We start from the raw sequence: 14382 nt of genomic DNA on the forward strand, positions 1-14382 counted from the left end.
TTTTGAGGGCGCGAGCCCGATCGTCTGGTGACGATAGCCAAGTGGTCACACCCGTTCCCATGCCGAACACGGAAGTTAAGCACTTGAACGCCGAAAGTAGTTGGGGGCTTCCCCCTGTGAGGATAGGACGTTGCCAGGCACTTGACCGATCTGCAGATTGCAGGTCGGTCTTTTTGTGTTTTCTAAAAAGCCTTATCAGTTGCATTTCTTTTTTTAGATGATTACTATTAAATCAAACAATAGTCAAAGATGGTCAGAGAGGTGGTGCCAATGCAAAACATCACAGATATCATCGAAGCCTATTTAAAGCAAATTTTACACGACGAAAAGACGATTGAAATCAAACGTCAAGAAATTGCACAACGTTTTGACTGTGTTCCATCACAAATCAATTACGTCATTAATACTCGTTTTACGGTCGAAAAGGGTTATTTTGTTGAAAGTAAGCGGGGCGGTGGTGGATACATTCGGATTCAAAAAATCGTTATGCTCGATAGTCACGATCTATTAGACGAAGTCAGTTCATGGATCGGTGATCATTTGACGGAACAAGCTGCAGAAGATTATTTGATTCGTTTGATGAACGAACAATTACTGACGCGGCGGGAAGCTATTTTGATTCAATCGCTGTTGCAAAAAGAGAGTTTGCCAATGGCGGTCGAAGATCAACACCGGATGCGTGCCCACTTGATGCGGACGCTTCTTCAAACCATGAAGCGACTCTAGTCGTCGGACATTGGAGGAATGCACGATGCGTTGTCAACGATGTGGCGAACGAGAAGCAATCGTCCGTGTCAAACTCCCACAAGAGTCAGAAACCGATGAGAAGTTCTTATGCTCGGTTTGTGTACGGGAGTTAGCATGTGAATATCAAGGGACGGCATGTCCGTCTTGTGGTATGACCCGTCAACAATTGCTTCATCTTCGTAAAGTCGGTTGCCCGACTTGTTATTCATTTTTCAAAGACGAAGTCGACGGCATGGTTCGTCAGTTCCAACACGGTCATACGCAACATTATGGTTCACGCCCTGATGAGGAATCCGTGGAGAAACGATTAAACCAGCAACTTAGTCGACTCAAAGAACAACTCAACCGCAAAATCTTAGCAGAAGATTATGAAGAAGCAGAAGTCATAAAACAACAGATTGAGAGTGTCGAGGAGGATTTGCGTCATGTTTGAAGAGTTGCTTCAACACCCTTTAAGCGAATCGATGAATCAATCTTCTCCCTTTGACGACATCGTCGTTTCGACACGAGTCCGTTTGGCGCGCAATACGACACGTTATCCGTTCTCAACGATGTTGTCAGAAGCACAAGCCAATGCACTCATTGAAGAGACGGAACGCCAACTAAATGGGATGAAAGGGTTCCGATTTGGTCGTGTCGATCAGGCGGATGTCCTGACCCGAACCGCTTTAGTAGAAAAGCATCTAATTAGTCCGGCGTTAGCGAGTCATCCACGGACAGGACTCTTCATTAGTGAAGATGAGCAGATCAGTGTCATGGTAAACGAAGAAGATCATTTCCGGATCCAGACCTTATTACCGGGGCTCCAGCTCGAAGAGGCGTTTCGGATCGCAAAACAAGTCGATCGCTTGATCAGCGAACGCTTTAAGATTGCTTTTGATGATACACTTGGTTATTTAACGACATGTCCGAGCAATGTCGGAACAGGTCTTCGTGCTTCCGTGATGTTGCACTTACCGGGACTAGTCCTGACGAATCAGATTCAAGGCTATATCAAACACTTACGACAGTTAGGATTCGCGATTCGTGGGCGTTACGGTGAGGGAAGCGATGCTTCTGGTCGCATGTTCCAACTTTCGAACCAACGGACGCTTGGGGCAAGCGAGGATATGCTGATCACGGACTATCAATTTGCGGTCGAAGCATTAATTGAAGCAGAACAGGCAGCACGAAAAGGATTATTGGAGATGTATCAAGAAGAACTAGAGGACAGACTATATCGTTCCTATGGCATCCTGACATCAGCTCGACTGATTACAGCGCGGGAAGCAACGGAACGGCTATCGGATGTCCGCTTAGCAGATAGTCTGGGACTAGAGGTCCACCTACCTCCAAACCTATTTCATCAACTGCTCGTCTCGCTACAAACAGGTTTTCTACAAAAGCATTTCGGGAAACAATTAACATCTAGAGAACGGGACATCGAACGGGCGAAACGAATTCGGACGATGTTAACCGAACAGACAAACAGGGATCACACACAAGGAGGTTTTGCATAATGATGTTTGGACGATTTACAGAACGTGCACAACGTGTATTGGCACTTGCTCAAGAAGAAGCAGTACGGTTGGGGCACCACAATATCGGAACAGAACACATTTTACTCGGACTTGTACGTGAAGGAGACGGAATCGCTGCGAAAGCCTTAACAGCACTCGGTCTCAGTTCAGATAAAATTCAGATGGAAGTCGAAGCATTGATCGGTCGCGGACAAGATGGTGCAACGACGATTCACTATACACCACGTGCGAAAAAAGTCATCGAGTTATCAATGGATGAGGCACGTAAACTCGGTCACTCTTACGTCGGAACAGAACACCTCTTGCTCGGATTGATTCGAGAAGGAGAAGGGGTTGCTGCTCGTGTCTTAAATAACTTAGGCATCAGTCTTTCAAAAGCTCGTCAGCAAGTACTCCAGTTGCTTGGGAACAGCGAAACAACAGCAAACGCATCGCAAGCAGGTTCAGGTGTCGCAACACCAACGCTTGATGGTCTTGCTCGTGATTTGACTCAACAAGCGCGTGAAACACGTCTTGACCCAGTCATTGGTCGCGCAAAAGAGATTCAACGCGTCATCGAAGTCTTGAGCCGCCGGACGAAGAATAACCCAGTCTTGATCGGGGAACCAGGGGTCGGTAAAACGGCTGTCGTCGAAGGTCTTGCTCAACAAATCATCAACAATGAAGTACCGGAGACGTTACGCAATAAACGCGTCATGGTACTCGACATGGGAACACTCGTCGCCGGTACGAAATACCGTGGTGAGTTCGAAGATCGTTTGAAAAAGGTCATGGATGAGATTCGTCAAGCGGGTAACATCATTCTCTTCATCGATGAGTTGCATACATTGATTGGAGCAGGTGGAGCAGAAGGTGCGATCGATGCATCGAACATCCTTAAACCATCGCTCGCACGAGGCGAACTCCAGTGTATTGGAGCTACGACACTTGATGAGTACCGGAAGTACATCGAAAAAGATGCGGCACTCGAACGTCGTTTCCAACCGATCCAAGTCGCAGAGCCAACAACGGATGAAGCGACGCAAATCCTATTTGGTCTTCGCGATCGTTATGAAGCACACCACCGTGTGACGATCACAGATGAAGCGATTCAAGAAGCCGTCACCTTGTCGGATCGATACATTTCGGATCGGTTCCTTCCGGATAAAGCGATTGACTTGATCGATGAAGCGGCATCAAAAGTTCGGTTGCGTTCGTATACAGCACCACCGAACTTAAAAGAAGTTGAAGCAAAACTCGAAGGCATCCGTAAGGACAAAGATGAAGCTGTCCAAAGTCAAGAGTTTGAAAAAGCAGCAAGCCTCCGCGATACGGAACAAAAACTACGTGATGAACTTGAGCGTTTGAAAGAGGAATGGCAGAATAAACAAGGCAACGAAAAACTTGAAGTCACAAAAGATGATATCGCACAAGTTGTTGCCAACTGGACAGGTGTACCGGTCACGAAGATCGCGGAAGAAGAGACGGATCGTCTCCTTCGTCTCGAAGAAATCCTTCACGATCGTGTCATCGGTCAAAATGAAGCCGTTAAATCGATTTCAAAAGCGATCCGTCGCGCACGTGCTGGACTGAAAGATCCAAAACGTCCGATCGGTTCGTTCATTTTCCTCGGTCCTACTGGGGTTGGTAAGACAGAACTCGCACGTGCGGTTGCCGAAGCAATGTTCGGTGATGAGGATGCAATCATCCGGATCGACATGTCAGAGTACATGGAGAAACATGCAACGAGTCGTCTCGTTGGTTCACCTCCAGGATATGTCGGTTACGAAGAGGGCGGTCAATTGACTGAAAAAGTTCGCCGGAAACCATACTCAGTCATCTTACTTGATGAAATCGAGAAGGCGCACCCAGAAGTCTTCAACATTCTCTTGCAGGTACTCGATGATGGGCGCCTAACAGACTCGAAAGGTCGCACGGTTGATTTCCGTAACACGATCATCGTCATGACGTCGAACGTCGGTGCAAGTGCCCTTAAACGTAATAAATATGTCGGCTTCGCTGTTTCTGAAGATACGGATCGCGAATATAAAGACATGAAAGATAAAGTCATGGAAGAACTCAAACGGGCCTTCCGTCCAGAGTTCTTGAACCGGATTGATGAAACGATCGTCTTCCATTCACTCGAGAAACAACATATCGAAGAGATCGTGAAGTTGATGGCGAAAACCCTTGAAAAACGTTTGGCTGAACAGGAAATTCATTTCGAATTGACACCAGCTGCCCTCTCGAAGATCGCCGATATCGGATACGATCCAGAGTACGGCGCACGTCCAATCCGTCGTGCCCTTCAACGGGAAGCGGAAGACCGGTTGTCAGAAGCATTGCTCGCAGGTGATATTCAAAAAGGAGAGCATGTTGCGCTTGATGTCGAAGAGAACGAATTCATCGTTCGCCGGAATCACGTGAGTTCTGCCGCAACGGAATAAGCACTGAGCACAGGGCCAGCTTTCGCACTTTCTGAGCGAAGCTGGTCTTTTTTTGAAACAGAAAGGATGAATCGATTGGCTAAGTTAAAAACAAAATTCGTTTGCCAAAGCTGTGGAACTGAATCACCGAAATGGATGGGACGTTGTTCTGGATGCGGAGAATGGAACACGATGGTCGAAGAAGTCGTCGAAGAAAAAAAAGGACGGCGCGGTGCCGCTTTTGTTCATACGACGACAAAACAATTAAAGCCTGAACGCCTCGCGAATATCGTCTCGCAAGAAGAGAGTCGTGTCTTTACCGGAAGTGGTGAATTCGACCGTGTCCTCGGAGGCGGCATCGTTCCAGGTTCGATGGTGCTTGTTGGAGGAGACCCGGGGATCGGGAAGTCGACGATCTTACTGCAGACGAGTGCACGGCTTGCCCAACGTGGTGAAAAAGTGCTCTACATCTCAGGGGAAGAATCGCTTAAACAAACCAAATTGCGCGCGGAACGGCTTGGATTGCCGACACAGGATTTGTTCGTCCTCAGTGAAACGGACATGAACATGATTGAACGTGTCGTTGATGAAGAACAGCCACGGTTTTTAATCATCGACTCGATTCAAACCGTCTACATTGATGAAATTCAGTCCGCACCCGGGAGTGTAACACAGGTACGTGAATGTACGGCGATGCTGATGAAAATTGCAAAGAGTCGTGGTATTGCGATCTTCATCGTTGGTCACGTTACAAAACAGGGTTCGATTGCTGGACCACGTTTACTTGAGCACATGGTGGATGCTGTCTTGTATTTCGAAGGCGAACGTCACCATACGTTTCGAATTCTGCGTGCTGTTAAAAATCGATTTGGTTCAACGAATGAGATCGGAATTTTTGAGATGCGGGAGTCTGGTCTTGAAGAGGTCTTAAATCCGTCAGAAATTTTCCTCGAAGAGCGGACATCCGGCGTATCCGGTTCAACGATCGTTGCTTCAATGGAAGGGACACGAACCGTCCTCGTCGAACTGCAAGCATTGATTTCACCGACGTCATTTGGGAATCCTAGACGGATGGCGACCGGAATCGATCAAAATAAAGTAGCGTTATTGATGGCCGTTCTTGAGAAACGATCGGGTCTTCTCTTACAAACACAAGATGCCTATCTCAAGGCAGCGGGTGGTGTGAAGCTCGATGAACCAGCGATCGACTTAGCCGTCTGTGTTGCCATTGCCTCTAGTTTCCGTGACAAACCGACGCGTCCGACGGATGTCGTGATTGGTGAGGTCGGGTTGACGGGAGAAGTTCGTCGTGTATCGCGCATTGAGCAACGTGTAGCAGAAGCAGCCAAACTTGGTTTTACACGAGCGATCATTCCGAAAAATAACTTAGGAGGCTGGACGTATCCGGACGGGATTACGGTCGTCGGTGTCGAGAGCGTGGACGAAGCATTACGCGAAACAATTCCGTTTTAAGCTGGAATGACGTAAAAAATGGGGGAACTGTAATGGATATGTAAACAGTTTCCCCTCCTTCCGGCGTAGGTAGTTCAATTCAGTACATGTTACAATGAACTTAAAATAGGCAAAGGAGGTGAGGAGATTGAAAATCGTCATACGGGTATTTTTTGCATTACTCGGACTTGCCCTTGGGATCTTGTTGCTTCCTCAGTTTTTCCAATTGATTGAAACAGCGACAAGTACGACTTTCCCGGCATGGTTGATGAGCGAATACGTAACTGGAACGATTGGTGCACTCATATTCTTATTAATTGGATTATTCATTACGGATTCGGTAATTCGACTTCTCCGATTTTTAGAAGAACGACTCGTCAAAGCCCCAGTAGCAGATCTCTTTTTTGGTACGTTTGGTTTGTTGATCGGATTAGTATTAGCATTTCTCGTCAGTACGTTAATCGACTTAGTTGGGATTCCTGTCCTCAGTAATGTCTTAACGATCTTCGTGACCGCGTTATTCGGATATCTCGGCTTTACGGTCGGGTATCGAAAACGTCATGAATTGACGAAAATCTTCTTACGTAGCAACCAAAGTGAAAAAAAGACGGCACCTGAAGTCGTCGTTCCAGCAAAGTCGAATAGTAAAGTGCTCGATACGAGCGTCATCATCGACGGACGAATCACAGATATCACGAAAACAGGCTTCGTCGAAGGGAAACTGATCGTTCCGCAATTCGTCATCGGTGAGTTGCAGTACATCGCGGATTCTTCTGATACGTTGAAACGAAACCGTGGACGCCGCGGGCTCGATGTCTTAAAAGAATTACAAGAGATCCCTGGAGTCGAGGTCGAAATTTATGATGGCGACTTCGAGGATGTACCGGAAGTCGACATCAAATTGATCAAACTTGCGGAACTCGTTAAAGGAATCGTCGTCACGAACGACTATAACTTAAACAAAGTCTGTGAAGTCCGACATGTTCCTGTCCTTAACATCAATGACCTGGCGAATGCGGTCAAACAAGTCGTCATTCCAGGAGAAGAAATGACCGTCCTTGTCATCAAGGAAGGGAAAGAACAAAAGCAAGGGATCGCCTATCTCGAAGATGGAACGATGGTCGTCGTCGAAGGTGGAAAACACCTGATCTCGAAAACGATTGGCGTCGTCGTCACGAGTGTCTTACAGACGTCAGCTGGACGAATGATTTTTGCGAAACCACAGGAAAAATGAGACACTATGCCTAGAGAGATATCGAGAGGCATTCAGATAGACCCGCAACGGATTCGATTTCATGATCGAGTCCGTTTTCGGTGTGATGGAATGGATCACGATGATCAGTGAGATAGAAAAGAGGGAATGAGATGTCTACAGCCACATATCGCGTCGTCATCCCCGCTGCCGGTGCCGGTAAGCGGATGGGCGCAGATCGTAATAAATTGATGCTTGAACTAAGAGACCGTCCAATCATCGCTTGGACACTAGATGTCTTCGAGGCGGACCCGGCATGTGCGGAAATCGTTCTTGCGATCAATCCAATGGAGAAAGACTGGTTTACGCACGTCACTTCGTCCTATGCGACAGCCATCAAACTGGTTGCGGGTGGTGCCGAACGTCAAGAAAGTGTTCTCCGTGGTCTTGAGGCATTAGAAGGCGAAGGGATCGTCCTGATTCATGATGGGGCTCGACCGTTCATTTCACAAGAAGCGATTCATGCGGTCGTCCAGGCGGCAGTGTTGGATCAAGCAGCGATTCTCGCCGTACCGATCAAAGACACCGTCAAACGGATCGAAGCGAATCACATCAGTGAGACCGTTCCGCGAGAACACTTGATGGCAGCCCAGACACCACAAGCATTTGATCTTGCAACGATTCGCACGGTTCATGAAAAAGCGGCAACAAAATACCTAGGAACCGATGATGCAAGTTTGATAGAATGGGACGGAGGAAAAGTAACGATCGTCCACGGTCACTACGAAAATATCAAGATGACGACACCGGACGATCTATGGTTCGGTGAAGCAATTCTAATGAAACGAGGGAAATGACGATGATTCGAATTGGACAAGGTTTTGATGTACATGCCTTTGCAGAGGATCGGAAATTGATTTTAGGCGGCATTGAGATTCCGCATACGAAAGGATTGCTCGGTCATTCGGATGCAGACGTTTTGTTACATACGATTGCCGACGCAGCACTTGGTGCGATTGCAGCGGGGGATATCGGAAAACATTTTCCGGATACGGATCCGGAATTCAAGGATGCGGATTCAGCAAAATTACTGCAGCATGTCTACGCGCTCGTTAAACAACAAGGATATGAGCTTGGCAACCTAGATGCGACAGTCATCGCACAGGCACCAAAGCTTCGTCCGTACATCGACACGATGCGCGCTCGGATCGCAGAATTACTCGAAGCGGACATTGAACAGATCAATGTCAAGGCAACGACAACGGAATGGTTAGGTTTTACGGGACGAGAAGAGGGAATCGCTTGTCAAGCAGTGATTCTACTGAAACGAATCGAAGAATAAGGTATACTAGATAAGCGAATTTTAGTCGAAGGAGTGATTGGCAATGGCAGAAGTACGAGTACGTTATGCCCCAAGTCCAACAGGACACTTGCATATCGGGAATGCCCGGACTGCATTATTTAACTATCTGTTTGCACGCCATTTAGGCGGCAAGATGGTATTACGAATCGAGGATACGGACCAAAAGCGGAACATTGCAGGTGGTGTCGAGAGTCAAATGAAGAATCTCGAGTGGCTCGGTGTCGATTGGGACGAAGGTCCAGGTCGCGGTGGTGAGTACGGTCCTTATTCACAAATGGAGCGTCTTGATATCTATCAAAAGTATACGGATGAGTTACTTGAAAAGGGACTCGCTTACCGTTGCTACATGACATCGGAAGAGCTCGAAGCAGAACGCGAAGCGCAAATCGCACGCGGAGAAGCACCACGTTATTCAGGGGCACACCGTAACCTGACAGCAGAACAAGAAGAAGCGTTCCGCTCAGAAGGTCGCACGCCATCGATTCGGATTCGTGTACCGGAAGATGTCACGTATACATGGAATGATATCGTCAAAGACGACGTCTCGTTCGAATCAAAAGACTTCGGTGACTGGGTCATCGTTAAAAAAGACGGCATTCCGACGTATAACTTTGCTGTCGTCATCGACGATCACTTGATGGCGATCAGTCATGTTCTTCGTGGAGATGATCATATTTCGAACACACCGAAACAGATGATGATCTATGATGCGTTCGGTTGGGAATACCCGACGTTTGGTCACATGACATTGATTGTCAATGAAGCACACAAGAAACTCTCGAAGCGTGATCACTCGATCATTCAGTACATCGAGCAGTATAAAGAGCTCGGTTATCTCCCGGAAGCATTACTCAACTTCATCACGCTTCTCGGCTGGTCACCTGTCGGCGAAGAGGAAATCTTCACAAAAGAAGAGTTAATCAAGATCTTTGATGCGGATCGTCTCTCGAAGAGTCCGGCTGTCTTTGACCAAAACAAATTGGCTTGGATCAACAGTCAGTATATGAAACATCAATCGTTCGAAGAAGTATTCGAAGCAAGTCTTCCGTTCCTACAAGAAGCAGGTCGCGTCGAAGCGTCACCTTCAGAAGAAGAGCTCGCTTGGGCACGTGATCTTGTCGCGCTATACCGCGAACAGATGACGCATGGCGCGGAAATCGTCAAGCTTTCAGAGATGTTCTTTGAGGATGAAGTGGTGTATGATGAAGAGGCAAACACTGTCTTGAGTGGCGAGACGGTTCCGACTGTACTTGCAGAATTCGCGAACCAGTTACGCGCTCTCGAAGAGTGGACACCAGAAGCAATCAAAGCATCGATCAAAGCGACGCAAAAAGCGACTGGTCAAAAAGGAAAAAACTTGTTCATGCCAATTCGTGTTGCGACGACAGGACAGACGCATGGTCCAGAACTCCCGAACACGATTCAATTACTAGGAAAAGACCGTGTGCTTGCACGGCTTGAAGCAGAATAACGAAAGCGTAGACGAGGAAAGTAACGATGCGTCTTCTTCTCCAGAGACAAGCTCGAATGGTGCGAGGGCTTGAAGAAGCGAATCATGAAATGCCCCTCTGAGTGCTGCCCGAAATCCGTGAGAGTAGGCGCAGACGTATCTCCGGCGTTAACGGACGTCGAGAGGGACGAGTCAGTCAATCGTCCAAACAGAGTGGGACCGCGCTTCGTTAGCGTCTCTGTGCAGCAATGCATAGAGGCGCTTTTTCTTATGGAGAGGAGAACGTATATGGCACGGATGCGAGAAGATATCCGCAATGTGTTTGAGCAAGATCCAGCTGCCCGCAGCACGTTAGAAGTCATTTTGACATACCCGGGCTTACATGCGATTTGGATGCATCGCCTGGCCCATCGGCTCTGGAACGCGAAGTTTCGCTTACTCGGTCGATTGATTTCGCAGTTCAGTCGCTTTTTGACAGGAATCGAGATTCATCCAGGAGCGACGATTGGACGCCGATTCTTTATTGACCACGGGATGGGTGTCGTCATTGGTGAGACGACGATCATTGGTGATGACGTCACGTTATTTCAAGGCGTGACACTCGGCGGAACGGGGAAAGAAACAGGAAAGCGTCATCCGACGATTGAAGACGGCGTACTTGTCTCTGCCGGTGCTCGTGTTCTTGGAGATATCACAATCGGGGCATACTCGAAAATTGGTGCTAGTTCCGTTGTCTTAAAACACGTTCCTCCAAATGCGACCGTCGTCGGCATTCCGGGACGTGTCGTCATTCAAGACGGCATGAAGGTCGAAGCACCACTTGATCATCGTTTCCCGGATCCGGTCAGCGAATGCCAAGAGCGGATTGAAATGGAACTAGAAGTATTAAAACAAGAAATTGAACGGATTAAAGGAGGGCGACGTCATGATTCAACTGTACAACAGCATGACCGGAAAAAAGGAACCATTTAAACCATTAGAAGAAGGAAAGGTCAAGATGTATGTCTGTGGTCCAACTGTGTACAACTACATTCATATCGGCAATGCACGTCCAGCGATCGTCTTCGATACAGTCCGTCGCTACTTCACATACCGCGGATATGAGGTCAAATACGTCTCGAACTTCACGGACGTCGACGATAAGATCATCCGGACAGCAAACGAACTGGGAGAAGATTATCATGCGTTGACGAAACGTTTCATTGAAGCGTATCACGCGGATACGGGTGCTTTAAATGTCCAAAAAGCGGACATCCATCCACTCGTCACGGAAACGATGGACGATATCATCGCATTCATCGAAGTCCTTGTTGAAAAAGGCAATGCCTACGCTTCAAGCGGAGATGTCTACTTCCGGACGCGTAGTTTCAAGGATTACGGACAATTAAGCCAACAGTCAATCGACGAGTTGCGTGCAGGTGCACGAATCGAAGTCGGAGAGAAAAAAGAAGATCCGCTTGATTTCGTGCTCTGGAAAGCAGCAAAACCAGGCGAGCCGGCATGGACGAGTCCGTGGGGCGAAGGGCGACCAGGCTGGCACATCGAGTGCTCGGCGATGGCGAAGAAATACCTCGGAGAGACGATCGATATCCATGCCGGTGGACAAGACTTGAAGTTCCCGCACCATGAGAATGAGATCGCTCAGTCGGAAGCATGCAATTCTCAGAAGTTCGCAAACTACTGGATGCATAATGGGTTCTTGAACATCGAAAATGAGAAGATGTCGAAGTCGCTCGGTAACTTCTTGACGGTTCATGAAGCAATCCAAGCGGTTGATCCGATGGTGTTACGATTCTTCATGTTGTCGGTTCAGTATCGTCACCCGATCAACTACAGTCGTGAACTGATCGACCAAGCAGCGAATGGTCTCGCACGGATCCGGGAGTCGGTCGCAAACATTGAACACCGACTTGACATGACGGCTGATCTCGGAACAGGTGACGAGAAGTGGTTGAATCGTCTAGCGGCAATCAAGGAACACTTCATCACATCGATGGATGATGATTTCAATACAGCGAACGCGGTGACGGATTTGTTTGATCTCTCAAAAGAAGCCAACCTATACCTTGGAGAAGCGCATGTATCGAAACAGGTGCTCGAACAGTTCCTCGCACTCTTCTCGGAATTATCAGGCGTCCTAGGTGTGACGTTGACAGTTGATAAAGGCTTACTCGATGAAGAAGTCGAACAGTTGATCGAAGAGCGGAACACAGCCCGTCAAAATCGTGACTTCGCACGAGCGGACGCAATCCGCGATCAGCTACGTGATCAAGGTATCTTGCTGGAAGACACAGCGCAAGGGATGCGGTGGAAGCGCGGATGAAGAACTACAAACAACTGAATGCACTCGCGTTAGCGTACATGGGCGATGTCGTCTATGAGATTCGTGTGCGGGAGCGATTGCTCGAACAAGGTTATGTGAAGCCGGGCGAGTTGCATAAAGCAGCTGTCCGGTACGTTCGGGCACAAGCACAAGCGACGGTCGTGACGCACTGGTTGAACACGGATGCGTTGACGGAAGAAGAGGCAGCGGTCGTCCGGCGCGGGAAGAACGCAAAATCCGGTTCTGTCCCGAAGAGCACGGACGTCCATACGTATCGCTACGCGACAGCATTTGAAGCATTGCTCGGTTATATTTATCTTTCAGAAGGAGGGGATCGCCTTGAAGAACTCATCGGACAAGCGTTCGAACTACTCGAAGCCGAAAAAACAGACGAATCCTAAGGCTACCGGTATGAAGCCGAAAACGAAGGCACAACGTCCAGCACAAGAGAAACGAAAAGCCGCTCCGGTCAAGGAACAGCCCATCGCGATCGAACCGCTCGAAGAAGGACAAGATTTCTTGTCGGGTCGAAATCCGGTTCTAGAAGCATTACGGAGCGGACGAGAGATGAACAAGCTGTTTCTGCAGGAAGGACAACAAAAAGGACCACTTGCCGTCATCCACGCGATGGCGCAGGAAGCAGGGATTCAAATCCAGCTCGTACCGCGTTCACGGTTAACCGGTTTAGCCGGAACGGAAAATCACCAAGGTGTCGTCGCAGCGGTAGCAGCGTATGAGTACGCTGAGATGGAAGACATCTTTGAGCTCGCGCGTCAAAAGGACGAAACACCGCTCTTGATCCTACTCGATGAACTGGAGGATCCACATAATCTCGGATCAATCTTGCGGACAGCAGATGCTGTCGGGGCACACGGGATCATCATTCCGAAGCGTCGATCAGTCGGATTGACGCAAGTCGTCGCAAAGGCATCAACAGGCGCGATCGAACATATTCCTGTCGTTCGCGTGACGAACCTTGCGCGGACGATGGAGGATCTAAAGAAACAAGGCATCTGGTTCGTCGGAACGGATGCGCGCGAAAGTGATGACTACCGGACACTTGATGGGACGATGCCACTCGGAATCGTCATTGGAAGTGAAGGAAAAGGAATGAGCCGGCTCGTCCGTGAGAAATGTGATTTCCTCGTCCACCTCCCGATGGCGGGACATGTCACATCGCTCAACGCATCGGTTGCTGCTTCGTTATTACTATATGAAGTCTACCGGACTAGAAAGCCGTATGCGCGATGAAATATGATCGTCTCATCGTAGATGGCTATAATATCATTGGCGCATGGCCAGAATTTCGGACGTTGCGGGAGCAAGATTTTGAATTGGCACGGGAACGGCTGATTCATGCGATGGCGGAATACCAAGCTGTCACAGGTCTCAGCGTTACGATCGTCTTCGATGCCTATCTTCAACCGGGACGTGAATCCCGGATGCAAAAAAGCGGGATTGATATCGTCTACACACGGGAGAACGAAACGGCGGATGAATGGATTGAAAAGACAGCTGCTGATTGGCTACAAGATATCCGAGTCAAGTTAACGGTAGCGACGAATGATTATACGGAGCAGTGGGTCATCTTCACGCTCGGAGCACTCCGCATATCGGCGCAAGAGCTCCGGCGAGAGTGGAAAGCGGCAGTCGCTGTCATCAAACAACAGACGACGTCTGCGAAGACGACGGCTCAACCGCGCTCGAAGATTGATTTACCAGAAGACGTCGTCGCACGTTTAGAAGCGATCCGTCGTCGAAAGAATTCAGATACATGATATAAACCATTCGCATGAGCAGATCACCGTTTTTCCTACTTTGGAAGAACGGTGTTTTTTATGAAAAGATACATTTTGGATACAACAAAAGAGGTCATGCCAATTTTCATTGTCGTGCGACAGGTAATTATTGTATAATTAAAAACAATTGA

At 48.3% G+C, this 14382-nt stretch carries 14 protein-coding genes, 1 rRNA gene and 1 other annotated feature; all 15 genes read left to right on the forward strand.

Annotation, left to right across the window (positions count from 1 at the left end; translation table 11 throughout):
- The first annotated feature begins 23 nt into the window (after positions 1-23).
- Positions 24-139, forward strand: a 5S ribosomal RNA gene (gene rrf, locus ACY2IG_RS00780).
- A gap of 131 nt (positions 140-270) precedes the next feature.
- On the forward strand, positions 271-726 hold the full coding sequence (locus tag ACY2IG_RS00785) for a CtsR family transcriptional regulator (protein WP_308102484.1): 456 nt from the start codon (positions 271-273) through the stop codon (positions 724-726).
- Positions 727-751: 25 nt separating this feature from the next.
- Positions 752-1180, forward strand: a complete 429-nt coding sequence (locus ACY2IG_RS00790; RefSeq protein ID WP_462618250.1) for a hypothetical protein — start codon at positions 752-754, stop codon at positions 1178-1180.
- Positions 1173-2246 (forward strand): ATP--guanido phosphotransferase, encoded by a 1074-nt coding sequence (locus ACY2IG_RS00795; protein ID WP_426272579.1) that lies wholly within the window; start codon positions 1173-1175, stop codon positions 2244-2246. Before ACY2IG_RS00790 ends, ACY2IG_RS00795 begins: the two co-directional genes overlap by 8 nt.
- Positions 2246-4693 carry an ATP-dependent protease ATP-binding subunit ClpC gene (gene clpC, locus ACY2IG_RS00800; protein ID WP_035413120.1) on the forward strand — a complete coding sequence of 816 codons (2448 nt, stop codon included), beginning with the start codon at positions 2246-2248 and terminating at the stop codon, positions 4691-4693. The genes ACY2IG_RS00795 and clpC overlap by 1 nt, the downstream gene beginning before the upstream one ends.
- Before the next feature lie 75 nt (positions 4694-4768).
- On the forward strand, positions 4769-6145 hold the full coding sequence (gene radA / locus ACY2IG_RS00805; protein ID WP_029343076.1) for a DNA repair protein RadA: 1377 nt from the start codon (positions 4769-4771) through the stop codon (positions 6143-6145).
- A gap of 127 nt (positions 6146-6272) precedes the next feature.
- A complete protein-coding gene (locus ACY2IG_RS00810) occupies positions 6273-7358 on the forward strand; it encodes a PIN/TRAM domain-containing protein (protein ID WP_290754263.1) in 1086 nt (361 codons plus the stop codon).
- 131 nt (positions 7359-7489) lie between these two features.
- Positions 7490-8173, forward strand: a complete 684-nt coding sequence (gene ispD / locus ACY2IG_RS00815; RefSeq protein ID WP_035413128.1) for a 2-C-methyl-D-erythritol 4-phosphate cytidylyltransferase — start codon at positions 7490-7492, stop codon at positions 8171-8173.
- A gap of 2 nt (positions 8174-8175) precedes the next feature.
- Positions 8176-8658 carry a 2-C-methyl-D-erythritol 2,4-cyclodiphosphate synthase gene (ispF, locus tag ACY2IG_RS00820; RefSeq protein ID WP_029343079.1) on the forward strand — a complete coding sequence of 161 codons (483 nt, stop codon included), beginning with the start codon at positions 8176-8178 and terminating at the stop codon, positions 8656-8658.
- 43 nt (positions 8659-8701) lie between these two features.
- Positions 8702-10150 carry a glutamate--tRNA ligase gene (gene gltX, locus ACY2IG_RS00825; RefSeq protein ID WP_290774586.1) on the forward strand — a complete coding sequence of 483 codons (1449 nt, stop codon included), beginning with the start codon at positions 8702-8704 and terminating at the stop codon, positions 10148-10150.
- Positions 10150-10372, forward strand: a binding site (T-box leader). (Overlaps the previous gene by 1 nt.)
- Positions 10373-10381: 9 nt before the next feature.
- Positions 10382-11101 (forward strand): serine O-acetyltransferase EpsC, encoded by a 720-nt coding sequence (epsC, locus tag ACY2IG_RS00830; protein WP_313489801.1) that lies wholly within the window; start codon positions 10382-10384, stop codon positions 11099-11101.
- Positions 11055-12452 carry a cysteine--tRNA ligase gene (gene cysS, locus ACY2IG_RS00835; protein ID WP_035413137.1) on the forward strand — a complete coding sequence of 466 codons (1398 nt, stop codon included), beginning with the start codon at positions 11055-11057 and terminating at the stop codon, positions 12450-12452. The genes epsC and cysS overlap by 47 nt, the downstream gene beginning before the upstream one ends.
- The gene (locus tag ACY2IG_RS00840; RefSeq protein WP_023466600.1) at positions 12449-12853 is read left to right on the forward strand and encodes a Mini-ribonuclease 3; all 405 of its coding nucleotides are present in this window, start codon (positions 12449-12451) and stop codon (positions 12851-12853) included. The genes cysS and ACY2IG_RS00840 overlap by 4 nt, the downstream gene beginning before the upstream one ends.
- 166 nt (positions 12854-13019) lie before the next feature.
- Positions 13020-13703 (forward strand): 23S rRNA (guanosine(2251)-2'-O)-methyltransferase RlmB, encoded by a 684-nt coding sequence (rlmB, locus tag ACY2IG_RS00845; protein ID WP_369792041.1) that lies wholly within the window; start codon positions 13020-13022, stop codon positions 13701-13703.
- On the forward strand, positions 13700-14230 hold the full coding sequence (locus ACY2IG_RS00850; RefSeq protein WP_035413144.1) for an NYN domain-containing protein: 531 nt from the start codon (positions 13700-13702) through the stop codon (positions 14228-14230). The genes rlmB and ACY2IG_RS00850 overlap by 4 nt, the downstream gene beginning before the upstream one ends.
- Positions 14231-14382: the final 152 nt, after the last annotated feature.

Source organism: Exiguobacterium sp. EF_C8 (assembly GCF_054956715.1).

Bases quoted from the DNA above. Each gene is read 5' to 3' on its own strand.
- ACY2IG_RS00850 (WP_035413144.1), top strand. From the start codon at position 13,700: ATGAAATATGATCGTCTCATCGTAGATGGCTATAATATCATTGGCGCA.
- ACY2IG_RS00790 (WP_462618250.1), top strand. From the start codon at position 752: ATGCGTTGTCAACGATGTGGCGAACGAGAAGCAATCGTCCGTGTCAAA.
- ACY2IG_RS00795 (WP_426272579.1), top strand. From the start codon at position 1,173: ATGTTTGAAGAGTTGCTTCAACACCCTTTAAGCGAATCGATGAATCAA.
- ACY2IG_RS00785 (WP_308102484.1), top strand. From the start codon at position 271: ATGCAAAACATCACAGATATCATCGAAGCCTATTTAAAGCAAATTTTA.
- clpC (WP_035413120.1), top strand. From the start codon at position 2,246: ATGATGTTTGGACGATTTACAGAACGTGCACAACGTGTATTGGCACTT.
- ispF (WP_029343079.1), top strand. From the start codon at position 8,176: ATGATTCGAATTGGACAAGGTTTTGATGTACATGCCTTTGCAGAGGAT.
- ispD (WP_035413128.1), top strand. From the start codon at position 7,490: ATGTCTACAGCCACATATCGCGTCGTCATCCCCGCTGCCGGTGCCGGT.
- ACY2IG_RS00840 (WP_023466600.1), top strand. From the start codon at position 12,449: ATGAAGAACTACAAACAACTGAATGCACTCGCGTTAGCGTACATGGGC.
- cysS (WP_035413137.1), top strand. From the start codon at position 11,055: ATGATTCAACTGTACAACAGCATGACCGGAAAAAAGGAACCATTTAAA.
- rlmB (WP_369792041.1), top strand. From the start codon at position 13,020: ATGAACAAGCTGTTTCTGCAGGAAGGACAACAAAAAGGACCACTTGCC.
- gltX (WP_290774586.1), top strand. From the start codon at position 8,702: ATGGCAGAAGTACGAGTACGTTATGCCCCAAGTCCAACAGGACACTTG.